This is a genomic window from Neorhizobium phenanthreniclasticum (assembly GCF_040066075.1).
In the GTDB taxonomy this organism is placed as follows: Bacteria; Pseudomonadota; Alphaproteobacteria; order Rhizobiales; family Rhizobiaceae; genus Neorhizobium; species Neorhizobium petrolearium.
The window spans coordinates 1-22,470 of the sequence record NZ_JBEAAL010000023.1 but is presented as its reverse complement, the minus strand read 5'-3'; the positions used below and the strand labels follow the sequence as shown (position 1 = coordinate 22,470).

The 22,470-nt window shown below is 62.3% G+C and carries 19 protein-coding genes; 7 read left to right on the top strand and 12 right to left on the bottom strand.

Features of this window, described 5'->3' with window-relative positions:
- The first annotated feature begins 75 nt into the window (after positions 1 to 75).
- Positions 76 to 1,284: an MFS transporter gene (locus tag ABK249_RS24110; RefSeq protein WP_348864242.1), complete on the top strand. Its 1,209-nt coding sequence runs from the start codon at positions 76 to 78 to the stop codon at positions 1,282 to 1,284.
- A gap of 35 nt (positions 1,285 to 1,319) precedes the next feature.
- On the opposite strand, the gene ABK249_RS24105 is transcribed toward ABK249_RS24110, so the two are convergent.
- The 7 genes from ABK249_RS24105 to ABK249_RS24075 form a co-directional block, all read right to left on the bottom strand.
- Entirely contained in the window at positions 1,320 to 2,081 is a 762-nt protein-coding gene (locus ABK249_RS24105) for an ABC transporter permease (protein ID WP_348864241.1), read from the bottom strand.
- Entirely contained in the window at positions 2,078 to 3,004 is a 927-nt protein-coding gene (locus ABK249_RS24100; RefSeq protein ID WP_210055246.1) for an ABC transporter ATP-binding protein, read from the bottom strand. The genes ABK249_RS24105 and ABK249_RS24100 overlap by 4 nt, the downstream gene beginning before the upstream one ends.
- 153 nt (positions 3,005 to 3,157) lie before the next feature.
- Positions 3,158 to 3,619, bottom strand: coding sequence for a DUF5680 domain-containing protein (locus tag ABK249_RS24095; protein WP_348864240.1), 462 nt, complete (start codon positions 3,617 to 3,619; stop codon positions 3,158 to 3,160).
- Positions 3,620 to 3,759: 140 nt separating this feature from the next.
- Positions 3,760 to 4,641 (bottom strand): sulfite exporter TauE/SafE family protein, encoded by an 882-nt coding sequence (locus ABK249_RS24090; protein ID WP_415926475.1) that lies wholly within the window; start codon positions 4,639 to 4,641, stop codon positions 3,760 to 3,762.
- 516 nt (positions 4,642 to 5,157) lie between these two features.
- A complete protein-coding gene (locus ABK249_RS24085) occupies positions 5,158 to 5,478 on the bottom strand; it encodes an MmcQ/YjbR family DNA-binding protein (RefSeq protein WP_348864239.1) in 321 nt (106 codons plus the stop codon).
- A 9-nt stretch (positions 5,479 to 5,487) separates the two neighbouring features.
- Positions 5,488 to 6,918: an extensin family protein gene (locus ABK249_RS24080; RefSeq protein WP_348864238.1), complete on the bottom strand. Its 1,431-nt coding sequence runs from the start codon at positions 6,916 to 6,918 to the stop codon at positions 5,488 to 5,490.
- Between the two features lie 289 nt (positions 6,919 to 7,207).
- Entirely contained in the window at positions 7,208 to 9,040 is a 1,833-nt protein-coding gene (locus tag ABK249_RS24075) for a methyl-accepting chemotaxis protein (RefSeq protein ID WP_037155164.1), read from the bottom strand.
- 245 nt (positions 9,041 to 9,285) lie between these two features.
- Between ABK249_RS24075 and ABK249_RS24070 the strand changes: the two genes are divergently transcribed.
- Both ABK249_RS24070 and ABK249_RS24065 read left to right on the top strand, forming a co-directional pair.
- Entirely contained in the window at positions 9,286 to 9,675 is a 390-nt protein-coding gene (locus ABK249_RS24070; protein WP_037155161.1) for an acyl-CoA thioesterase, read from the top strand.
- A gap of 5 nt (positions 9,676 to 9,680) precedes the next feature.
- Positions 9,681 to 10,268, top strand: a complete 588-nt coding sequence (locus ABK249_RS24065) for a hypothetical protein (protein WP_037155158.1) — start codon at positions 9,681 to 9,683, stop codon at positions 10,266 to 10,268.
- 15 nt (positions 10,269 to 10,283) lie between these two features.
- On the opposite strand, the gene ABK249_RS24060 is transcribed toward ABK249_RS24065, so the two are convergent.
- From ABK249_RS24060 to ABK249_RS24050, 3 genes are all read right to left on the bottom strand, one after another.
- Entirely contained in the window at positions 10,284 to 11,462 is a 1,179-nt protein-coding gene (locus ABK249_RS24060; RefSeq protein WP_348864237.1) for a DUF1501 domain-containing protein, read from the bottom strand.
- Between the two features lie 2 nt (positions 11,463 to 11,464).
- A complete protein-coding gene (locus tag ABK249_RS24055; RefSeq protein WP_348864236.1) occupies positions 11,465 to 12,934 on the bottom strand; it encodes a DUF1800 domain-containing protein in 1,470 nt (489 codons plus the stop codon).
- A 204-nt stretch (positions 12,935 to 13,138) separates the two neighbouring features.
- Entirely contained in the window at positions 13,139 to 13,780 is a 642-nt protein-coding gene (locus ABK249_RS24050; protein ID WP_348864235.1) for an IMP cyclohydrolase, read from the bottom strand.
- Positions 13,781 to 14,135: 355 nt separating this feature from the next.
- On the opposite strand from ABK249_RS24050, the gene ABK249_RS24045 reads away from it, so the two are divergent.
- Positions 14,136 to 16,130 (top strand): putative bifunctional diguanylate cyclase/phosphodiesterase, encoded by a 1,995-nt coding sequence (locus ABK249_RS24045; RefSeq protein WP_348864234.1) that lies wholly within the window; start codon positions 14,136 to 14,138, stop codon positions 16,128 to 16,130.
- A gap of 104 nt (positions 16,131 to 16,234) precedes the next feature.
- Positions 16,235 to 19,429, top strand: coding sequence for an excinuclease ABC subunit UvrB (gene uvrB / locus ABK249_RS24040; RefSeq protein ID WP_348864233.1), 3,195 nt, complete (start codon positions 16,235 to 16,237; stop codon positions 19,427 to 19,429).
- Between the two features lie 205 nt (positions 19,430 to 19,634).
- Here uvrB and ABK249_RS24035 read toward each other — a convergent pair whose 3' ends face one another.
- Entirely contained in the window at positions 19,635 to 19,946 is a 312-nt protein-coding gene (locus tag ABK249_RS24035; RefSeq protein ID WP_348864232.1) for a putative quinol monooxygenase, read from the bottom strand.
- A 187-nt stretch (positions 19,947 to 20,133) separates the two neighbouring features.
- On the opposite strand from ABK249_RS24035, the gene ABK249_RS24030 reads away from it, so the two are divergent.
- A complete protein-coding gene (locus ABK249_RS24030) occupies positions 20,134 to 20,895 on the top strand; it encodes a DUF5131 family protein (protein WP_348864231.1) in 762 nt (253 codons plus the stop codon).
- Here the strand turns inward: ABK249_RS24030 and tcmP are convergent.
- Positions 20,843 to 21,781, bottom strand: coding sequence for a three-Cys-motif partner protein TcmP (gene tcmP, locus ABK249_RS24025; protein ID WP_348864230.1), 939 nt, complete (start codon positions 21,779 to 21,781; stop codon positions 20,843 to 20,845). The two genes, ABK249_RS24030 and tcmP, sit on opposite strands and share 53 nt — an antisense overlap.
- Positions 21,782 to 22,003: 222 nt before the next feature.
- Between tcmP and ABK249_RS24020 the strand changes: the two genes are divergently transcribed.
- On the top strand, positions 22,004 to 22,207 hold the full coding sequence (locus ABK249_RS24020) for a hypothetical protein (protein ID WP_210055221.1): 204 nt from the start codon (positions 22,004 to 22,006) through the stop codon (positions 22,205 to 22,207).
- Positions 22,208 to 22,470 lie beyond the last annotated feature (263 nt).

Below are 22,470 nucleotides of genomic sequence, written 5' to 3'. Positions count from 1 at the left end.
AGCATAGAAACGACAGACTGTCACGCCTAACTCTATGGCGGTCTCCCAAGATTCCTCCCAACATAGGAAACGACCATGACAGATTACACCTTGGAACGGGAAAATCCGTCGTCAGACGCCCGCCGAAAGGCCGCGTGGGACGCGGTGTTTTCGCTGTCGCTCGGCGTCTTCGGTCTCGTGACTGCGGAATTTCTGCCGGCGAGCCTGCTTACTCCCATTTCCGCCGACCTCGGCATCAGCTCGGGCACGGCGGGGCAAACCGTCACCGTGACCGCCGTGGTCGGCGCCATTGCCGGTCCTGCCGTCGTCATCGGCACGCGAAGCTTCAACCGGCGCTGGACGCTCTTCGCGCTGACGGCATTGCTCATCATTTCCAGTGCTCTTGCGGCGCTCGCGAACGGCCTCCCCCTCCTTCTCCTGTCGCGCGTCCTGCTCGGTATCGGGCTTGGCGGCTTCTGGGCCATGTCGGCAGCCCTTGCCATGCGCCTCGTGCCGATGGATCTCCTGCCGCGGGCGATGGCGGTCATCTTCACCGGCGTTTCGGTGGCGACCGTCTGTGCCGCGCCGCTCGGCGCCTATATCGGCGCGACGCTCGGCTGGCGGGCGGCCTTTGTGCTGACCGCCGCGGTCGGCCTGCTGGCGCTCCTCGTCCAGGTCGTCACCATGCCCTCGCTGCCGCCCACGGGAAGCGCCGGATTGGGCACGATGGTCGCCGTGCTCAGGAGACCGAAGGTCCGCATCGGCCTTTTCACCACGCTTCTCATCGTCGCGGGACATTTTGCGGGCTTCACCTATATCCGCCCCTATCTGGAGGAAATCCCGCGTCTCGATGTGGAGATGATCTCGCTTGTCCTCCTCGCCTACGGCATCAGCGGCTTTTTCGGAAACATCGTCGGCGGCATGATCGCCGAGCGCAGTTCGAAGCTCGGCGTGGCCTTCGCATCCAGCCTGGTCGCGGTCGCCGCCGTGATCCTCGTCTCCACCGGCCAATCGGTCGCGGCCTCGTCCGTCGCCGTCGCCATATGGGGCTTCGCCTTCGGCGCGCTCCCTGTCAGCATCCAGAGCTATGTGACACGCGCGGCATCGGACGAGGCGGAAAGCGTCGGCGCCCTTTTGCTGACAACCTTCCAGATCGCGATTTCCAGCGGTGCGGTGCTCGGCGGCCTTCTGGTCGACATGCAGGGACCGCTCGGCGTCATGTCCTTCCTCGGCGTGGCCGCGCTGCTTGGCGGCTCGGTCATACTCGCCCGCGGCGGCAGGCAGATGCAGTTGAGCGAAGGCTGACCGCCTCCCTGCCCCGACAATCGTACCGGCTGCGGTCAGCTCCGCAGCCGGTATCCCGTCTTGAAGATCCAGCCGAGGGCGGATAGGCAGATCGCCAGGAACAGCCCGATCATGCCGAGGCTGATCAGCGGGTTGACGTCGGCGATCTCGTAGAAACTCCAGCGGAAGCCCGAGACGAGGTAGAGGACAGGATTGAAATGGCTGACCGCCTGCCAGAATGGCGGCAACATGTCGATCGAATAGAAGCTTCCACCCAAAAAGGTCAGCGGCGGGACGACCAGCATCGGCACGATGTTGAGCTGTTCGAAATTCTTCGCCCAGATGCCGATGATGAAACCGAACAGACTGAAGGTCACCGCCGTCAGCACCAGGAAGACGATCATCATGAACGGATGGGCGATCGAAATGTCGACGAAGAACGAGGCGGTCGCCAATATGATCAGGCCGATGATCAATCCCTTGGTCGCCGCCGCCCCCACATAGCCGATCAGTATTTCCGTCATCGCCACCGGCGCCGACAGGATCTCGTAGATCGTGCCGGTGAATTTCGGGAAATAGATGCCGATCGAACCGTTGCCGATGCATTGCGTCAGAAGCGTCAGCATGATCAGCCCCGGCGTGATGAAGGAGCCGTAGGAAACGCCTTCTATCGTCTGGATGCGCGAGCCGATAGCGGTGCCGAAGACGATGAAATAGAGCGAGGTGGTGATGACCGGCGAGATGACGCTTTGCAAGAGCGTGCGCTGCATGCGGGCCATCTCGAACGTGTAGATCGACTTGATCGCCTCGAAATTCATGCCTTCTCTCCCACCAATGCGACGAAAATGTCCTCAAGCGAGCTCTGCCGTGTGGAAAGATCGCGGAAATGGATGTCCTCGGCGGCGAGCGTCGCCAGAAGCGAGGCGATACTACCCTGCCCTTCCTCGCCCTGGTATTCGTGAACAAGCGCGGTGCCGTCATCCGCAAGCGTCAGGTTGTAGAGCGCCAGGCTGTCCGGCAGCGCCGTCAGCGGCTCGGAGAGCTCGAGCCTGAGCTGCTTGCGGCCGAGCTTCTGCATCAGTGCCCTCTTCTCCTCGACCAGCAACAACCTGCCGCCGTTTATGACGCCCACCCGGTCAGCAATCTCCTCCGCTTCCTCGATATAGTGGGTCGTGAGGATGATGGTGACGCCGTTTTCGCGCAGCCTCTCCACCACCTGCCACATCTCGCGGCGCAGATTGACGTCGACGCCGGCCGTCGGCTCGTCGAGAAAGAGGATTTTCGGCTCATGCGCCAGTGCCTTGGCGATCAGCACGCGACGCTTCATGCCGCCCGAAAGCTCGCGCAGAGTGTTGTCCTTCTTTTCCCAGAGCGACAGGTCCTTCAAAATGCTCTCGATCAGGGCCGGATCCGGCTTCTTGCCGTGCACGCCGCGGGAAAAGCTCACGGTGTTCCAGACCGTCTCGAACATGTCGGTCGTCAGTTCCTGCGGCACGAGCCCGATCAGCGCCCGGGTCGCGCGGAAATCCTTCACCACGTCATGACCGGCCACCATCACCTTGCCGGAACCGGGATTGACCAGGCCGCAGATAATCGAGATCAGGGTCGTCTTGCCGGCGCCGTTCGGCCCGAGCAGAGCCAGGATCTCGCCCTCCTCGATGTCGAGGTCGATGCCTTTCAGGGCCTCGAACCCGTTGCCGTAGGTCTTGGTGAGTCTGTCTATGGAAACGATAGGTGCCATGTGGAAACGGGTCTTTGCGGAATCGATTTTCGGAATTTGCCGCGAATATAGGTATCGAGGCCTGCGAAACTATCCCCGCTGGAAGAATATTGCGTTCGCTTTTTGCGACCAATGGAGCTGTCCTGGGCGGCCCCGGGAGATTCTCACGGGGCCTCATGCCTTCAGCAATCCCCCATGATAGTCGAGCGCATAGGCTTCCCGGCTTTCCACCCATATGGCCTCGTGACCCCGGAAATGGGCGGCGTCACCGACGTTTTCGTCGGTATTTTTCCCATGCTCTCCTGACCACTCGAAACCGCCGAGAAAGCGGCCCTGCCGATACATCGACGAAAGTGCCGCCTTGATCGTCGCACCAGCGCGATGTCCGTCGATCAATTGCGGATGGCGGATATATCCATGGTAGTTCATGGCCCATACCGGCTGCTGCCGGAACCAGATGACTTCCTGGCCGATGAAATCTGTGCCTCCGAAATAGCTGTCGAGATATCGCCAATCCCCATCCGCCCAAGTCAGATCATGAGAGCCCATCCGGCTTGATCTCGCCTTATCGCCACCACCGACATATGTCGCGGCTTTTGCCTTTACGATCACCCCGGTCAGAAGCTGAATATCCATATCTTGCCCCCTCGCCACAAGAACATAAAGAGAACAAATTATATCGTCATCGTCAAGGGCGTTTGTGAAACAAAATGCGGGTCATCCTGGGAGACTTTGGAGAGACATCCGGGTTGGCCGGGCAATCGGCGGCGTCTGCCTTACAGGATAACCGTCAGGAAGAACTGCAGCGAGATGACGATGAGAAAGATGCCGAAACCGGCTTCGAGCTGGCGCTTCGACATGGCATGCGCGAGCCGGGCGCCGATCGGTGCCATGTAGAGCGTGATCGGGATCAGCAGCAGAACCGCCAGCCAGTTGATGTAACCGGTGGAAAACGGCGGCAGGCCGGGAACGCCCCAGCCGCCCCAGACATAGCCCGCAAGACCCGGCAGCGAGATCAGCACGCCGACGCCGGAGGATGTCGCGACCGCCTGGTGGATCGAACGGCCATAGAGCGTCATGAAGGTATTGTTCAGCACACCGCCGCCGATACCCATCAGGCCCGAGAGCACGCCGATGCCCGTTCCCACCATGAATTTCAGCGGATTGCCGGGCAGGTCGTCGCCGAGTTTCCAGCTCGCGCGGTTGAAGATCATCCGGAAGGCGAGCGCCAGCGCGATTACCGCGAAGATCAGACGCAGCTCGACGCTGGAGGCCTTGGCGGCGATCACGGTGGCGATCAGCGTGCCGAGCGGCACGGCGACGATCCAGCCCCTGAGCAGCGCGGTATCGACCGATCCCCTCTGCCTGTGCGCCATGAAGGAACGGATCGACGTCGGCACGATGATCGCCAGCGACGTGCCGAGCGCGAGCTGCATGCGCACGTCCTCGGCAATGCCGAGCAGCCCGAAGACATGGAAGAAGATCGGCACCAGGATGGCGCCGCCGCCGATGCCGAACATGCCGGCCAGCAATCCGGCAACCATGCCGCCGGCGACAAGCGCCAGGATGAAGGGAAGAATCTCAGCGGCGAAATGCAATCTGCTCTCCACTCCGACACCGGGTCTGAAGAAGGAGAATTCATCCACTACCGCTGTCATTTTTCCGTGACGTTCTTACAGCATTGTTCCCGCCAGGCAAGCAACGGTCCCGCCTCTACGCCGCACGTAACCTTCGCGCGACCGTCATCACCAAAGCGTTTCAGCTTCTCTTATTTCCGCTTGCCTCGCATGGACTGCTTTTGAGTATGAGTTTCTCGTTTCGGAGGCCCTGGCTTCTCCCCGCGAGCCCCGCCCCCGCCCTCGCCGGCCACAGCGCCGGCTTTCTTTTTTCAAATCGGGCATCATATGCATGAAAACGGCCAACCCGTTCCGTCGCTCGGATGATGAACCTTCGTCAAAGCCTACCTGTAGCGGAGAGCCATGCTCTTTGGAGTAAAGGTATGCGCCTTTTTTGCCATTGCCGCATGACGCGCTTTTTGTTTTCCTTTCTGGTGAGGCGTGTGTCGTCCCTCGCCCCGCCTATCCCAACGACGATGCAGCTTCAGCGGCCGGGTCCCCTGCCCGGCCGCCTCGCGTTGATGCCGGGAGCGGCGGGCATTCGGCGACCAGCCGCTATTACCGTCGCGTTCCAGGCCGCGCATGTTTCCAGGCCATTTCCAGCGCGTCACGAAGATCGGCCCGGTCGAGCTTCGACAGGATGCCCGTCGTCCAACCCTGCCGGCCCCAGGCGTTCTGGACAGGCGAGAAGGCTTCCGGAAGCATCATGCACTTGAACTGCTGCTCGTCGGGCGTGAACTTGAAGTTCGCCGTCAGACCGTCGGCGGCAAGTGTCACGTAGGTGCGCCTGACCTTGAAGGCCGCACGGTCGAAATGCGGCGCTTCAACTGTTCCCTCGAGGGAAAGGGCCAGGCTGCGCAGCATCTCACCTGTCGCCATCGTCAGACCTCAATCGCAGTAACGCCTGCCGCTCTTGCGCGAGCGAAGGTCGAAGTGGAAATGGTTCCAGTGTTCCGCATTGCTGCCGGGGCCGAGAACCGTGCTGAAATACTTGCAGCTATCGTTGCGCACCGATTTCAGCAGCCCGCCCTCGCGGAAGGAGAAAAGCCCCTTCTTGCGCACATCGATTTCGTGGCCGTTCTTCAGCACGATCCGGCCGATATCGATCGCATTGCCGCGCGCGTGTTCCGACATCGGATTGTAGCGCTGGCGGCTGTTGTTCATGCGGCGGCAGGAATAGCCGCCCATCGGCACGATCCTGCGGACCCCGGTGAGATAGCGGGTGCGCGCCGAAACGGCGAGCTCGTTCTTGACCCATTTGGCGAAGGCGAGCGTCGTCTGGCAGTTGAGCGTAACGGCCGGCTTGACGTCGATATTGCCCGACAGGCCGGAAAGCTTGACCGGATAATCGATGCCGCAGCTCCGACCTTGGGAAATGCGCGGCCGGTCCTCGAACTCGACGCCGAGGCGGCGCAGTTCGGCGCGGCAGCTTGCTTCCGACCGGGGCATGGCGCCCCTGAGCGAGGGCTGTTCACGCTCGCTCATCGGGCCGTCGTCGCTCATCGGACCCCTGTTGTTCGCCGGATTGTCCGGACGGATCATCGCCACCTGCTGTGCGCCGGCAGCGGGCGCGCGGCCTGGCGGGATGACGCGCGATCCGTCACTCCAGGTCACGCCCTGGCCGGCCATGCTTCCGTTCGTCAGGTCCCCCTGCAGGCCGGCGCCCTGGCGCTTCGGCGGAACGATCACACGATCGTCGGAGATCGGCTGGGAAATCGGCTGACGGCGGGGCTGCAACGCGACGGGATTGTCGGTGCCGATGCCGTCGACCACCGGCTGGTCGCCGACACCTTCGGCGATATCGCTGTCCTCTTCCTCGGCAAGCCCCGTGACGTCGCTCTCGTCAGGGCCGAAGCCGAATTCGGCATCCATGTTGACACCCTCTTCGGGGATGACCGTCGGCCCGGCGCCTGCTGCAGGCTGCCCCGACGACATCTGCTGCATCGCCTCGTCGCTGTCGATCATCGGCAGGCGGCCCTGGCGCGCGGCGGCAGGGGCAGTCCCGCCGAGCGGCGCGGACTGTACCGATCCCGGCGCCCTCAGATACTGCCCGGCATGACCTGCTGTGTCGGTCCCTGCAGGATTCGCGGTATTCCTGTAATCGACGGCGCTCGCCTGCGAAACGGGCGCGGGGCCGACCGGATAGGCCTGTTGGGATACCGGCTCGCGCGGCAGGGAGCGCATCGGTTCGATCGCGCCGACGCGCGTGCCGCTGTCGATCGGCGCAGGCGGAACGAGGTCCACCGCGGAACAGGCAACCAGCATTGTCGAAATCATCAGCGAGGTTACCGCCCGCCGAGAAAGGGAAGCATACGCCATACCAGTTGCCACTCTTCCGGTGCCGAAATGGCACACACGGAAAGTTTAGGCAAAGCCGGTAAACGAAAGCTTGAAGAAACAAGGCCATTTCGGGGCGTTATGGGCCTCTGATCCCGGGTTTTGCGGCTTGGGAGCCGTTGACACCGCCGATACGACAATGCCGATCAATGGAGCACGCCCGGCAAACCGGCGAGAATGACTGATCCGTGCGAATGAGGACGGGAGCGTCCGATAGAAAAGCCGCCGGGCTTGTGAAATCCGGCGGCTTTTTCCTGATGGGCGTCGATCGTTACGCGGCGCGGGAACGCGACGGAGCGCCGTACCCCGCCTGCCTGCCGCTGCCGGCGAGCTGGAACGCCGAAAGCAGGGCCTGCAGGTGCACGCTCTGTTCGGCGAGCGTCTGGCTTGCCGCCGTGGTTTCCTCCACCATCGCCGCATTCTGCTGGGTCATCTGGTCCATCTGGTTGACGGACTGGTTGATTTCCTGAAGGCCCGTCGCCTGCTCGCGGGCGGCGGTGGCAATCGTTTCCACATGCGCGTTGACCCGCTCGACCAGCGTGGCGATCTCCACCAGCGCGTCGCCGGTGGAACGCACCAGCGTGACGCCGCCTTCGACCTCACGGGCGGAATTGCCGATCAGCGTCTTGATCTCCTTTGCCGCATTGGCGGAGCGTTGCGCCAGCTCGCGCACCTCCTGCGCCACAACCGCAAAGCCGCGGCCCGCCTCTCCGGCCCGTGCCGCCTCGACGCCGGCATTCAGCGCCAGCAGGTTGGTCTGGAAGGCGATCTCGTCGATCACCGAGATGATCTGACCGATACGGTTGGACGATTCCTCAATGCGGCCCATGGCGTCGATCGCATTGCGGACGATCTCGCCCGAGCGGCTGGCGCTGTCCTTGGTTTCGTTCACCATGGCGCGCGCCTCGTGCGCCCGCTCCGATGCGGTGCGGACCGTGGCGGTGATCTCGTCGAGCGCGGCAGCCGTCTCTTCGAGGGAGGCCGCCTGCTGTTCGGTGCGCTTGGAAAGGTTGTTCGTCGCGCCGGAGATGTCGGCAGCGCTGTCGCGGACCACGAGGCCCGTTTCGGCGATCGCCTCGACCGCCCGATGCAGCGAGCCGACGGCCGCGTTGAAATCGTCGCGCAGCTTGGCGTAGTCCTCGCCGATATCGCCGAGCGAGACGGAAAGGTCGCCGCCCGCCAGCGCCTCCAGCGCCAGCCCGAGCTCGCCCATCGCCCGGGTCTGGCGTTCGGCAGCGGCGGCCATCGTCCGTTCGTTGCCGGAGCGCTCGTCGGCAAGCGCACGCGCCTGATCGGCCTCGCGGGCCTGCAAGGCGGCGCGTTCCTCGACCGAATCCCTCAGCACGGCCACCGCGCGGGCGATATCGCCGATCTCGTTCTTCTCGTCGGTGCAGGGGACGGCGCCGCCCGTCTCGCCGGCGGCGATCGACTGCAGCACCTGATTGACCTTGCCGATCGGCCCCGTGACGGTTCTCACCACGAAGGCCGCCCCGCCGACCAGCACCAGCGCGCCGATGCCGAAGATCGAGGCGAAGTTGATCAGGTTACGCCGGAACATGGCATGCAGGTCGTCCACATAGACGCCGGTGCCGATGATCCAGCCCCAGGGTGCAAAGCCGGCCACATGCGAATATTTCTCGACCGGCTCCTCGAAACCCGGCTTCGGCCAGTAGTAGTCGACGAAACCCTTGCCTTTGGCCTTCACGACATCGGCGAATTCCACGAACAGGAACTTGCCGTTGGGATCCTTGTCATTGGAAAGATCCTTGCCGTTCATCTCCGGCTTGATCGGGTGCATGACCATCCGCGGGGTCATGTCGTTGATCCAGAAATAGCCGGTCCCGTCGCCGTAGCGCATGACGGAAATGGTCGCCTTTGCCTCGGTCTGCGCCTCATCGCGGGTCATGGCGCCCGAGGCTTCGAGCGCCTGGTATTTCTTCAGCACCGTCAGTGCGGCGTCATTCATCTGCGCGAGGCCCGCCTTGCGCTCCACCTCGGACGACCGGTAGCTCTGGAACAGGCTGAAGGTCATTGCGCCGCCGAGAATGATGAGCGACAAAAGCACAAGACAATAAAGCCGCCAGGAAATGGTAAGACGTTTCATGACCCCCTCCGTTTGAAATTCGTCAAACTCTAACCGTGGATAGTTACCAGGTAGTGAAACGGTCGCCCATCGCGCACAGCGCGAATTAGAACCGTCTAATTCCTTGATCGAACGACTGTTTCGGCAGCCGAGGCATGAAATTCCGACATGAAGGCATGACGAGAACGGCATGGGCTTTTTCGGTCTTTGGCTCTAATTTCCCGTTGGGAGGAGAATCGATCCCCGGATACAAAGGAACCCATGCGATGACCGACGAGACCAGGCCGACCGGTGAACTGACGCTGCGCACACTCGCCATGCCTGCGGATGCCAATGCCGCCGGCGACATCTTTGGCGGCTGGGTCATGGCGCAGATGGACCTTGCGAGCGGTATCCGCGCTGCCGAGCGCGCCCGCGGCCGGGTGGTCACCGCAGCGGTCAAGGAAATGGCCTTCCAACTGCCGGTAAAGATCGGCGATACGCTCAACGTCTATACGGAGATCACCCGCGTCGGGCGCACGTCGATCACGCTCTCGGTCGAAGCCTGGGCGCACCGAGCCCGCCACCGGATGCTGGAAAAGGTCACGGCCGCGACCTTCATCATGGTGGCGCTGGACGAGGACGGCAAGCCGACGCCGGTTCCAGCAGAGGAGTAAGACCTTTGGAAGCCGTGACCAGTGCCGAAGCTTTTACCCATATCCGCATCGTGATGGGCATGGTGGTCAGCCTCGGCCTTGCGCGGCTGCTCAATGGCCTTGCCGGCATCGTCCAGCATCCGCAGTCGGTCCGCATTTACGCCGTCCATCTCGGCTGGGTGGCGTTCATGTTCCTCTTCCTCGTGCATTTCTGGTGGTGGGAACACCGGCTGCACGCCGTGCCGGTCATCAGTTTTGTCGCCTTCCTGTTCCTGATCGTCTTTTGTGCGCAGTTCTTCTTCCTCTGCGCCCTGCTCTTCCCGACCTCGATGCAGGATTACGATGGCTACGAGCACTATTTCCTGTCGCGGAAGACGTGGTTCTTCGGCTTTCTCGCCGGACTGCTGGTCACCGATATCGTCGATACGGCGCTGAAGGGCCGGGACTATTTCCTGTCGCTCGGCATCGAATATCCGGTGCGCACCGTGCTTTATATCGTGCTCAGTCTCATCGCCGCGGTGACCACGAACCGGCGCTACCATGTGGCGCTGGTGATCTTCGCGCTCGCCTATCAGTTCTACTGGATCTTCCGCATCTACGACTTCATGACCTAGACGCTTCAGTCCCGATCATCCTTTGAGATAAACCGACGATTCGTCGAAGGTAAGCCCCGGAAAGACCTTGGCGCTCAGGTTGCCTGGCTTGATGCCGAACTGCCTGTAGAGCATGGCGGCGGCGACCTCGCGCACATCGCCGGTCGGCATCAGGTCGCGCTGCTCGAGCAGTTTGTCGTCGGCCAGCCCCGGCCATTGCCCCAGCACCTTGCCGCCGGAGATGGCGCCGCCGGCGACAATCGCAAGTCCGCCGGTTCCGTGGTCGGTGCCGTTGGTGCCGTTCTCACGCGCCGTGCGGCCGAATTCCGTCATTGCCAGCACGACGGTCTTCTTCCAGGCCTCGTCGCCCAGCGCCTCCTTCAGCGTGGTGAACGCGGTCGAAAGATCACCGACGGCCTTCCTGAACTGCGTCCGCTGGCCTACATGCGTATCCCAGCCGTTGATCGAGAAGCTGGCGATCCGGTATTCCTCGCGCAGCATGCCGCCGGCAAGCCGCGCCATGTCGGCGATGCCTGCGCCGCGCCTGGCGTCGCCATAGAGGGAATCGGCCGCCATGTCCGTCATCTTCGCCTCCTGCATCGCCTTCGCGAAGGTTTCGTCGCCGGCATAGAGCCGGTCCAGAAAGGCGATCTCGTCTTCGGCGAGCGCGAAATTGCTCTGGCTCGACCAGGAATCCGCCTCGTTCGGGCCAGTCAGGATCAGTTCCATCGATGTGTTGATATCGATCGCCTTGCGGGAGGCCGAACGCGGAATGACCGCCAGCGCCCGGTTCAGCCAGCCGGTACGCTCGCTCTTGTCGTTGCCGCCGGTCTCCAGCATGTCCTGCCCGTCGAAATGGCTGCGCTGGTTGCGATAGGGAGTCGAGACGGCATGCACGAAGGACAGTTCCCCCGCCTGCCAGAGCGGCATCAGCGCGGAGGCGGCGGGATTGAGGCCGAAGAAGCCGTCGAGATCGAGAAGACCGGTATCTGGCGTCAACGCCAGCTTGGGCCGGAGTGCCTGATAAGCCGGGTCGGCGTAAGGCTGCACGAGATCGAGCCCGTCCATGGCGCCGCGCAGGATGATCGTCACGAATCGATTGTCCCCCGGCATGGCGGCAAAAGTTACGGGGGTCAAAACCGGTGCGGCGGCTGCGCAGCAGGCCCCGGCCAGAAAACCGCGGCGCGATAACAGGATGCTTTCCGGAAAGGTCATCGTTATCTCCTGTTGAATTCGGGGGATGCGAGCACCATGGTGATGCCGTGCACCTTGTTGGGCGCCTGCGAAATGATCTGCCGTGTCTCCGGGCGGGCGGCATCGCCGAGCGCCGCCTCCAGAAACTCCGAGGGTCCCATCTTCTGCCCGAAGATCCGGGCGATCAGGCGCGACCAGGCAATCCGTTCGCTGAGCTGGCCCGGAGCCAGCCAGACCCGCGCCTCGTCGGCGAAACCGGCCGGGCTCGGCGGCTGCCAGATCGGCTCTCCCATGCGCTGCAGAGCGCCGAGCGGGATAGCATTGGCCCGCCCTGCCCTGCGTCTTGCATTCTCCCGGGCCGCCGCGCCGCCGGCCATTTCCATGGCCTTGCCGATGGGGCTATCGTCCTCATTATCCATGTCGCTGGCGAGGGTTGCGAAGCTTTTCTCCGGCAGGTCGAGCGCGCGAAAACCGGAGACCACGAATTCGAAGGGCTTCTTGATCTTCTGCCCGGGATCCGACCAGGCGCGCGGATGTTGCAGCATGGCGCGATAGACGTCCGAAAGATTGCCCTGGCTCTTCGTCCAGGCGTCCACCATCGTCTGGACGACCTCGTCCGGTGGATCGTCCGCGATGAAATGGCGGACGAGCTTGCGCGAGACATGCTGGGCGGTCTTGGGATTGGCTGCGAGATCCTCCAGCATCAGGATGTGATCCTGACCGTCGCCTTCGTCATCCTGATATGTTCGGCCTAGAAGGCTGATCGGCCCGGCCTCCGCCAGACGCGGCCGATAGACCACCTCGAGGGCCCGGTTATCGACCGCAAGACCGGTCAGGACGAGGGCTGCGGCGCGCACGTCGTCCTGCGTATAGCCACTGCCGGCACCGAGTGTATGGAGTTCCAGCAGTTCGCGGCCGAGATTCTCGTTCAGTCCGCGACCGCTTCTGCGCGCAGCAATCGAATCCGGCCCGACACTCTGGTTCTGGTCGAGATAGATCAGCATGGCCGGATGCAGGATTGCAGCCTGAAGCAGCTTCGAAAAAGACCCACCGAGATTCGGCCGTATCGCCTGCGCTTCGTAAAGCGGAACGATCGCCCGCATGGGCAACGTTTTCAGCACGCTGGTCGAAAAATGATCGACCCAGAAGCTCGCCAGCCTTTCATAGAAACCCGCCGGAGAATGCAATGCCTGCGCGATGCGCGCCATGGCATCCTGACGATAGATGCGCTGCGCCTCGCGCTGCACTTCCTTGCGGATGTCCTCGTTCGGCTTGCCGGCCTGCCGCGCCTTCGCTTCGGCAGCGAGCACGGCCTGGATGCGGGTGGCGGTTTCGACCCGTCCGGTCAGCCCTTCGCGCGGAAAGCGAGGCTTTTCCGACACCCCTTTGTCGATTTGCGCGAGCAACGCATCGGCGTCACCCGACACGTCTTCGCCCGGGCGAAGGCCGTAGCCAAAGCGGATTGCGGCCAAAGTCGGGGGTGAAAGAACCATTCGATCATTCCTCGTTGGACCGTCGCTAGCGTCTGCGACAATTGTGGTGGAAACGGTCGAGAAATGCGGCCATTTTGCGACATGGACAATTTGTAATAACCGGCAACGGACGGCTCTCCCCTCTCGGAATCTGGGGGGCGGGCCCCGTAAATTGAGCCGACGCTAGATAACGGCTTCCGGGGCCGAAGCGGTCATTGCATAGACTCAACGGATAGCATTGAGGGTTGCAACTTCAACCCCGGATGGTGACGCAACCCAGGATGCCGCGCAAACCGGCTTCTCGAACTGAGAGAAGACCGATGCATCGGTTATGTGCCGGCAGACTGCTTTCGGGTCGACGGCGTCAAAGTCAGCATCGACCTGTTCAATCCGCGGAAGGGGAAATTCATAGGTCGTGATATACGCGAGTTGGCCATGCGGGACCTCTATCGGCAAAATCGATAAGCTGGCGGCGGTTATGCTGCCGAGCCAAAGCTTGTTTTCCGCAAGGTCAACCAAGCCGCAGATTCGAGGCGTATCATGCTGGTCGAATTCACGGTCCAGGCCAACCAGCACGCTTACAATGGCATCTCGCGGATGGTTACCTGCATTCAGCCGCTCGTAAATTGGTCTGGTGTGAGTGCCGTTGCTGACAACGGCAAAACGAGGACCCCAGATCAGACATTCATAGACGATATACGGGCTGTCCGATGCTGCGTCCGCACTTCCTGGCTTGGCAACGATTTGCACGGTGTTGCCCAGCTTTTCCGCGCTCCTGTTAGGAAATGATCTGCTCGAAACCCTGTAGGCAGCGACTAAATCCCCTTGTCGACTGCGACCAACTCCAACAATCCGACCAACATACATCTCGATCTTCTCCAGCCTAATACATCTCGATCTTCTCCAGCCTAATATGGTTGCCAACGTAGCAATCGATCACCAGGCTGCCCATATCGCTGATCCTGAATACACACCGACTTTGCGTGCTGTCTAAATGCTCCCGGCGACGCAAACGGTCGTTGCGAAACTTTCGTTCCGGCTTGGTAAATGCGTCCTGACCAGGTCTTCAATCGCATGATTACCGTGGATCCGTTAGGCGATGCCGTGGCAGCACGGCCGCCGCGCATAACAATGCTGCAAGTATTTGCAGACCCTTAAAGGAATTTTATAAGAGACTGAAGCATCGTTCGGCGTCTGATGACCTCGTGACCCAACGGCCTTTATGGAAGCGGATCTGAAAACCGGCAAGACGGACCCCGCGCTTGAAGTCGATGTCAAGCGAGCCCAGGCTTCGACCATGCTCGAACGCCTGCCGTCGACGCTCTTCACCAATGCCGGCATCTCTGCTTCCGCGCTTTTCGTGACGACGCTCAACCGCGGCCTGACGTTCTCCGCAACCATGTGGTTCGCCGCCGTCATCGTCAGCCTCGTCCTGCGCACCGTCATGGCCGCAATCCTGAAGCAGTGGGAAACCGTGGAGCAGGAACCGCAACAGGCGCTCAATGTCATGGCCGTCGGCGCCCTGCTCAGTGGCACCGCCTGGGCCGCCCTTCCCCTGTCTGTGCCGAATTTCGAACCGCTCGGCGGAGATAGCGGGCTCTATCTCATCATGTGCGGCACGGCGACCGGCGCGGTCCTGATGGGCGTCGGGCACAGTCCTCTCTCGCTTGCCTTCGCGCTGCCCCCGCTCGCAGCCGTCATGTTTTCACTTGCCGTCAGCGGTCAGGTCAGCGGCTGGCTGCTCGCCCTCAACGTCCTGGCGCTGACCATGGTCCTGATCCGCAGCAGCCGCACGAGCGAGGCCATCTTCATCAGCAATGTGCTCGCCAAGCTGAAGGCGACGGCGCTCGCCGACTCGCTGTCGTCGGCCAATTCCGATATCCTGCGTGCCAATCAGCGGCTGGAAGTGCTCGCCAACTGCGACCCGCTGACCGGCCTTGCCAACCGCGCCGCCTTCAACACGGCGCTCTCCGCCGGCATTTCCGCGGCGGTCGTCAGGGAGGAGCAGCTTGCGCTCCTCATCCTCGATCTCGATCGCTTCAAGTCCATCAACGATACGCTCGGGCACAGTGCAGGCGATGCGGTGCTCGTCGAGGTCAGCGACCGGCTGCGTTCGGCGATCGACGGCAAAGGCGTCATCGCCCGGCTCGGCGGCGACGAGTTCGCCATCATCTTCGGCGGTCCGGATGCGCACGGCCTTGCCCGCGCGCAGGCCGAACGCATTCTCGAACACAGCCGCCAGCCGGTCATGCTCGAAGGGCATCCGACAATCGTCGGGACATCGATCGGCATCGCCATCTTTCCGGACCATGCCGATACCGCCGAGGACCTGTTCAGCTCCGCAGACATGGCGCTCTACCGCGCCAAGGACGGTGGCCGCCGCCAGTGGCGCGAATTCGAACCCGCCTTCCGCTCCCAGGCCGATCGCCGGCACCAGGTGGAGCAGGCGCTCGGCGACGCGCTGGCCGCCGGCGACATCGAGGCGTGGTTCCAGCCGCAGATCGACCTAACATCCCGGGAGATCGTCGGCTTCGAGGCGCTGGTGCGGTGGCACCACCCTTATCTCGGACCGGTCTCGCCCCCCGAAATCGTCGCGGCCGCGCAGGCCGCCAATCTCCCGGACCGGCTGACGGCCACGGTCGCCGAGGCCGCCTGCCGGCTGCTTGCCCGGCTGCCGTCGCTGGGCCTACCGCGCGCGACCGTTGCGATCAACGTCTCGCCCCGCGAATTCGACCTCTACTGCGTTCCCAGCCTGCTCGACCGGATCACCGCGGCGCATCATATCGATCCCGCCCTGTTCGAGATCGAGATCACCGAGGAGGCGATCCTCGATACGCTGGTCTCCGGCGAGCAGCTCAAGCATATCGAGCGCTCCGGCTACAAGCTGGCGGTCGACGATTTCGGCGCCGGCCATTCCTCGCTCGCCTATCTCGTTGCGCTCAAGGTCGACCGGCTGAAGCTCGACCGCCGCTTCGTCACCGGCATCCGGGCAAGCCGGCAGAACCAGGAAATCGTCGGGGCCATGGCCGGCCTCGGCCGGGCGCTCTCCATGCAGGTGGTGATGGAAGGCGTCGAAAGCGAGGAGGAGGCCGAGGCTCTCACGCCGCTCGGCATCGAGATCGCCCAGGGCTATTTCTTCGGCCGGCCGATGCCCGCCGAGCGCATTCCCGGCTGGATCGAAAGCCGCCGCGCGGCCCTGAAGCGCGCCGTCGCATGAGCGTTTCGCCGGCTCCCTCGCCTTCGAAAATCCGTTTCCCTTTTGTACTCGTTTTGTGACCCCGCCCCCTTCCCTTTGGCGCGATTCCTCTCCATATTCGGCGCATGGCCAGATCACCGAAAAAATCCCCGACCTCGAACCCCGGTTTTGAGGAAGCCCCGCAATCGTCCTTCGAAGGCGCGCCCCTGTCGGGCTCCGTCGCCGACTGGGTGAAGCAGCTCGAAGCGGAGGCGGAGGCCTCGTCGGTCGAGACGCAGCGCGAGATCGCCTCCAAGGCGGGCAAGCACCGCAAGAAGATCGAGATCGCGGCGCGCGAAGAGGCGATCAGGCAGGCCGCGAAGGACGCGGGCAAATCCGCGCCCAAGACCGCCAAGAACACCACCGCCTCGAAGACCGCCCGCGGCGTGTCGATCGGCGCCTCGTCGGACCCGAAGACGCGCGCCCGCGCCGGGCTCAACCCGGTCGCCGGCCTCGACGTGTCGCTCGAGGACGCGCAGGCGCTGGCCCCCGGCGCCGTCACCGCCACGGTCGATGCACTGGCGAAACTGATCGAGAGCGGCAATCCGCTGTTCAAGCACGGGCAGATCTGGACGCCGCACCGGCCCGAACGCCCGCAGAAATCCGAGGGCGGCATCGCCATCGAGATGGTCACCGAATACGCCCCCTCCGGCGACCAGCCGACCGCGATTGCCGACCTCGTGGAAGGCATCAATTCCGGCGACCGTTCGCAGGTCCTGCTCGGCGTCACCGGCTCGGGCAAGACCTTCACCATGGCCAAGGTGATCGAGGCGACGCAGCGCCCGGCCGTGATCCTCGCGCCCAACAAGACGCTCGCCGCGCAGCTCTATTCCGAGTTCAGGAACTTCTTCCCGAACAACGCGGTCGAATATTTCGTCTCCTATTACGACTACTACCAGCCGGAAGCCTACGTGCCGCGCTCCGACACCTATATCGAGAAGGAATCGTCGATCAACGAGCAGATCGACCGGATGCGCCACGCCGCCACCCGCGCCATCCTGGAGCGCGACGACTGCATCATCGTCGCCTCGGTCTCCTGCATCTACGGTATCGGCTCGGTCGAGACCTATACGGCGATGACCTTCCAGATGACGGTCGGCGACCGGCTGGACCAGCGTCAGCTCCTCGCCGACCTCGTCGCCCAGCAATACAAGCGCCAGGACATCAATTTCGTGCGCGGTTCCTTCCGCGTCCGCGGCGACACGATCGAGATCTTCCCCGCCCACCTGGAGGATGCCGCCTGGCGCATCTCCATGTTCGGCGACGAGATCGACGCGATCACCGAGTTCGACCCGCTGACCGGCCAGAAGACCGGCGACCTGAAAAGCGTCAAAATCTACGCCAATTCGCACTACGTGACGCCGCGCCCCACCCTCAACGCCGCCATCAAGGCGATCAAGGAGGAGCTGAAGTTCCGCCTCGCCGAGCTGGAAAAGGCCGGCCGCCTCTTGGAAGCCCAGCGCCTCGAACAGCGCACCCGCTACGATGTCGAGATGATGGAGGCGACCGGCTCCTGCGCCGGCATCGAGAACTATTCGCGCTACCTCACCGGCCGCCGCCCCGGCGAGCCGCCGCCGACGCTGTTCGAATACATCCCGGACAACGCGCTGATCTTCATCGACGAGAGCCACGTCACCATCCCGCAGATCGGCGGCATGTATCGTGGCGACTTCCGCCGCAAGGCGACGCTCGCCGAATACGGTTTCCGCCTGCCGTCGTGCATGGACAACCGGCCGCTGCGCTTCGAGGAATGGGACGCCATGCGGCCGCAGACCGTCGCCGTCTCGGCGACCCCCGGCGGCTGGGAGATGGAACAGGCGGGCGGCGTCTTCGCCGAACAGGTGATCCGCCCGACCGGCCTCATCGACCCGCCCGTCGAGGTGCGCCCCGCCCGTTCCCAGGTGGACGACGTGCTCGGCGAGATCCGCGAGACCGCCGCCAAGGGTTACCGCACGCTCTGCACCGTGCTCACCAAGCGCATGGCGGAAGACCTCACCGAATACCTGCACGAGCAGGGCATCCGCGTCCGCTACATGCACTCAGACATCGACACGCTGGAGCGCATCGAGATCATCCGCGACCTGCGTCTCGGCGCCTTCGACTGCCTCGTCGGCATCAACCTCCTGCGTGAAGGCCTCGACATTCCCGAATGCGGCTTCGTCGCCATTCTCGACGCCGACAAGGAAGGGTTCCTGCGTTCCGAAACCTCGCTCATCCAGACGATCGGCCGCGCGGCGCGAAACGTCGACGGCAAGGTCATCCTTTATGCCGACAATGTCACCGGCTCGATGCAGCGCGCCATGGACGAGACCGCCCGCCGCCGCGAAAAGCAGACGGCCTACAATCTCGAGCACGGCATCACGCCGGAATCGGTGAAGGCCAAAATCTCCGACATCCTCGACTCGGTCTACGAACGCGACCACGTCCGCGCCGACATTTCCGGCGTCTCCGGCAAGGGTTTCGCCGATGGCGGCCACCTCGTCGGCAACAACCTGCAGGCCCATCTCAACGCGCTGGAAAAATCCATGCGCGACGCCGCCGCCGACCTCGACTTCGAAAAAGCCGCCCGCCTGCGCGACGAAATCAAACGCCTCAAGGCCGCCGAGCTCGCGGTCATGGACGATCCGATGGCGAAAGAAGAGGCCCGCGACCAGGAAGGACGTTCAAGAGGCAGGAAAGCCGCGCCTCCTTCGTTCTCCCCCCTTGAGGGGGAGATGTCCGGCAGGACAGAGGGGGGTAATCCACCCTCCGACACCGCGGCAACACCCCCCTCTGCCCCTGCCGGGGCATCTCCCCCTCAAGGGGGGAGATCGACTCGCGGCTCCCTCTTCGCCAAACCCTCGCTCGACGACATGGGCCCCGGCACCGACATGCCGACGCCGCTCTTCCGCAAGCCGCAGTTGGACGAAATGGGCCGCGACATCGCCGAACCCGCGAAAGCATCACTGTTCCGGAAAAACACGCTCGACGAAATGACCGTCGGCCGCACGGAAAAGCCGGTCGACAAGAGGCGTGAAGTGCCGGAGGCACGACAGGGATCAGAAGAAGGCAAAATGATGCCCTCGAAGCCCGCGAGCGCGCAGCGCTCTACCTCTCCCCTGGCGGGAGAGGATAGTTCGCCCCAAGAGGCGAAGCCGATTGGCGAGGCGAACTTGGTGAGGGGGTCGGACGACCCTCGCCCCTTGGCCCGCGGCAAGATCGGCGCCGGCTCTTACGAAGACGCCGGCGAGCAGAAGCGCAAAAGCCGCACCAAGGGCAAGACCGGCCGACCGGGACGGTGAGGCATCCGCGACGCCCTACCTCCTCTCCCCTTATGGGAGAGAAAGCGATTTCAGCACCTTAGCTTCAGCTAAGTGCTAGAAATCGCAAGTGAGGGGGTCGAAATTGCCTGCCTTCTGATCCCCTCACCAACAAAATCTACGACTTAGCTTCGCTAAGATCGTGATTTTGTAACCTCTCCCACAAGGGGAGAGGTAATTCCGCCCCTCACCCGAACCTTTCATCGATATGCTGCACCTGCTCGGAAATCACGTTGTCGATCACCACATGCGAAAGCAGTGTCGGACCGACGGCCCAGAGCGCCCGCATATGGTCGGTATCCTCGTGACGCCGATGCGCCTCCTCGCTGGTGAAGGCTTCGGCCAGCAATATCCTGTCCGGATCGTCCGGCATCGGCACCAGCTCGATATAGAGACAGTCCGGATCGAGCCGGCTCTTTTCCAGATGCTCCCGCGCCGCCTCCAGATAGTCCGCCCGCTTTCCGGGCCTGGTGGTGAAGAACCCGACGATGATTTTCATATGGTGCCTCATGGCGCTGGTGCCGGACAAGGAAGGTGGAGCTGATCGAGGCTGCGGGCAAGGGGTTGGAGTTTGCGGCAACGGATCGCTGGCAACAAATTGGTGCCTTTTCGCCTTTTATTAACCAAAATCACACAGAATTAATTCCTATTGGATGCGCCGCAGGCGTGAACAAGGTGCTAAAGATATGGCTGAAACTTCAATCGAATGGACCGACGCCACCTGGAATCCGGTTGCAGGCTGCACAATCCTCACCGCCGGCTGCACAAACTGCTATGCGATGAGAATGGCGGCAAGACTCGAAGCAATGGGGCAGGAGAAGTATGCTGGACTGACTCGCAAGAGCGGTGGCCGTGCAAAATGGACAGGAAAGGTCCGGCTCGATTGGAAAGCTCTCGAAATTCCATCGAAATGGTCAAGACCACGTTTCGTATTCGTGAATTCAATGTCCGATCTTTTCCACGCCGATGTACCGGTCGATTTCATCGCCGCCGTCTGGCGCACGATGGAAGCTACCCCTCAGCATACCTACCAAATTCTAACTAAGCGGCCAGACCGTATGGCAAAATTTCTGCCGACAAAGGACTTCAGGGTTCTACCCAACGTGTGGCTTGGGACAAGCGTTGAAGATAGCCGGGTACTTTTTCGGCTCGACGAGCTTCGACACGTTCCAGCGGCGATCCGGTTCGCGTCCTTTGAACCGCTGATCGGATCAGTGGCAGACGCCAACCTTAATGGCATCGATTGGGCAATCGTCGGCGGTGAGTCTGGCCCTCAAGCGAGGCATATGGAACCCGAATGGGTTCATGAGATTGAACACATATGCCGGATCACCGGAACTGCCTTCTTCTTCAAGCAGTGGGGCGGAAAGAATAAGAAGGCCACGGGGCGCGAACTTAACGGTCGAACTTACGACGAGATGCCGGTTGCGGTGCAAAGCGCTTGTTGACGTAACGGGCAAACTGCTTCGCTAAGTCCACCGCAGCCTTCTTCGGATTTCCTACTGCTAAAAAAAGCGAAAAGGCTTGACGGTTCTGCCGAACGAGGATTGGCAAAGGATCTGACACAAAAGCGAATTCATCCTCAAGCCGCTTTTTGAACCACGCCTCTATTTGTTGCCACTTCTCGACGCGTCGGAGTTCCTCCTTTTCTTCGTCCGATTGCACTGCACCAAATAGATCATTCTGCGCCGCGGGCGCCGGTGGCGGTAGCGAATACAATTCTCGCCATTCTGGTCCGAGGACGCGGTCCAGAGTGTCGCTCTTTGGGCCGATACCCGAAATCTTGTGAGCGAGCTGCCGCGTGACATCTCTGATCGGAAAAAGATACCAAACGTCGATAGATTTCGTCCTGGCGATTGCTTGCAATGTTTTCCATTCTACTTGAAGGGAGTAAGGATCAAGAAAGACCACGCCTCTGTGCATAGACGCACCTTGGAGCGTCCAAGGGGGGCGGCTGACGATATCGGCAAGCTCAGCATTTGCATCTCCCTGTCGAACCTGAATATCGCAGCCAGGAAACTCTGCCTTAAGCTTAAGGAGTTCGGATGACCGCTCCTTGTCCATCTCCACGAAAATGAAATGGCGATAGGGCGGTATGATCTTCAGCGCCCTTCGGGCCGAACCGTCCAAGGTTTCGATTATCGTTTCGATCGGTGTACCGGCCAGCAATCCCCCAATCTCACGCTCTGCCTCGCGATCGCCAGATCCTGCAAAGGCATCTATATACCAAGTTTCCATATTGCGCGGACTTAGCGCATTAGTAAAACACTGCAAATAGTATTGGATTGCGTCCAGCTTCACCTCGGACCAAGGTCCACCATACTTGTGCGCCATTTGTTAACGCTCCACGTGGGATCAATAGCTTGAAGTTGCATCGACAAGAAAATACATCCGTGCATGAGTCGCAAGTCGAAAGATAAGTATACGTGGTGGCGAAAACTGGCCTCCCTCCGGCAACCTCCCCGCCCATCCCCTCCCCTCCAAAACCACCCCGCGTTAAACCTCCCTCAACCGGCCATGGCTATATCTCCCCCGCGCGAACGGAAGGGAGAACCCATGGCGATGATCGGCTTCAAGAACACCCATAACCAGGATGTCTACGTCAATCCGGCGCAGGTGCTCTATGTGACGCCCTTCGAGGACGGTGTTTCGATCATCGCTTTCGCCATGGCCGGCAGCGGCGGCAAGCCCGTCGCGCTTTATGTCCGCGGCGGCGTCGATGCCGTCCAGCAGCGACTGAGCGGCAAGCCGGCCCGCTGAACCGCGCCCCATCTTACGCAGAAGACCGGCTTTCCGGACGCTGCCCGCACCCCGCGAGCGGGGACGATCCGACGCGTCCGCTCCAATGGGATCAACGGCTTGCGTGAAATTCCGTCCGCGCCCGTCCCCGCCCTCCCGCCTCATGCCTACAATTCCCCCGTCCCGCATCGGATACGCTGGCAGGCGTGCCAGTGAGGCGGGGCCGGCGCCGGGTGTCGGGAAACGACGTAAGTCCTTGCATTCGGGGTTCGCGGAAAATGGTC

What these genes read in the sequence shown, in the direction of transcription:
- ABK249_RS24020 (WP_210055221.1), top strand. Translation starts at nt 22,004, where the DNA reads ATGGCGATGATCGGCTTCAAGAACACCCATAACCAGGATGTCTACGTC.
- ABK249_RS24090 (WP_415926475.1), bottom strand. Translation starts at nt 4,641, where the DNA reads ATGACAGCGGTAGTGGATGAATTCTCCTTCTTCAGACCCGGTGTCGGA.
- ABK249_RS24075 (WP_037155164.1), bottom strand. Translation starts at nt 9,040, where the DNA reads ATGAAACGTCTTACCATTTCCTGGCGGCTTTATTGTCTTGTGCTTTTG.
- ABK249_RS24080 (WP_348864238.1), bottom strand. Translation starts at nt 6,918, where the DNA reads ATGGCGTATGCTTCCCTTTCTCGGCGGGCGGTAACCTCGCTGATGATT.
- ABK249_RS24105 (WP_348864241.1), bottom strand. Translation starts at nt 2,081, where the DNA reads ATGAATTTCGAGGCGATCAAGTCGATCTACACGTTCGAGATGGCCCGC.
- uvrB (WP_348864233.1), top strand. Translation starts at nt 16,235, where the DNA reads ATGGCCAGATCACCGAAAAAATCCCCGACCTCGAACCCCGGTTTTGAG.
- ABK249_RS24100 (WP_210055246.1), bottom strand. Translation starts at nt 3,004, where the DNA reads ATGGCACCTATCGTTTCCATAGACAGACTCACCAAGACCTACGGCAAC.
- ABK249_RS24095 (WP_348864240.1), bottom strand. Translation starts at nt 3,619, where the DNA reads ATGGATATTCAGCTTCTGACCGGGGTGATCGTAAAGGCAAAAGCCGCG.
- ABK249_RS24060 (WP_348864237.1), bottom strand. Translation starts at nt 11,462, where the DNA reads ATGACCTTTCCGGAAAGCATCCTGTTATCGCGCCGCGGTTTTCTGGCC.
- tcmP (WP_348864230.1), bottom strand. Translation starts at nt 21,781, where the DNA reads ATGGCGCACAAGTATGGTGGACCTTGGTCCGAGGTGAAGCTGGACGCA.
- ABK249_RS24055 (WP_348864236.1), bottom strand. Translation starts at nt 12,934, where the DNA reads ATGGTTCTTTCACCCCCGACTTTGGCCGCAATCCGCTTTGGCTACGGC.
- ABK249_RS24045 (WP_348864234.1), top strand. Translation starts at nt 14,136, where the DNA reads ATGGAAGCGGATCTGAAAACCGGCAAGACGGACCCCGCGCTTGAAGTC.
- ABK249_RS24085 (WP_348864239.1), bottom strand. Translation starts at nt 5,478, where the DNA reads ATGGCGACAGGTGAGATGCTGCGCAGCCTGGCCCTTTCCCTCGAGGGA.
- ABK249_RS24035 (WP_348864232.1), bottom strand. Translation starts at nt 19,946, where the DNA reads ATGAAAATCATCGTCGGGTTCTTCACCACCAGGCCCGGAAAGCGGGCG.
- ABK249_RS24030 (WP_348864231.1), top strand. Translation starts at nt 20,134, where the DNA reads ATGGCTGAAACTTCAATCGAATGGACCGACGCCACCTGGAATCCGGTT.
- ABK249_RS24050 (WP_348864235.1), bottom strand. Translation starts at nt 13,780, where the DNA reads ATGTATGTTGGTCGGATTGTTGGAGTTGGTCGCAGTCGACAAGGGGAT.
- ABK249_RS24070 (WP_037155161.1), top strand. Translation starts at nt 9,286, where the DNA reads ATGACCGACGAGACCAGGCCGACCGGTGAACTGACGCTGCGCACACTC.
- ABK249_RS24110 (WP_348864242.1), top strand. Translation starts at nt 76, where the DNA reads ATGACAGATTACACCTTGGAACGGGAAAATCCGTCGTCAGACGCCCGC.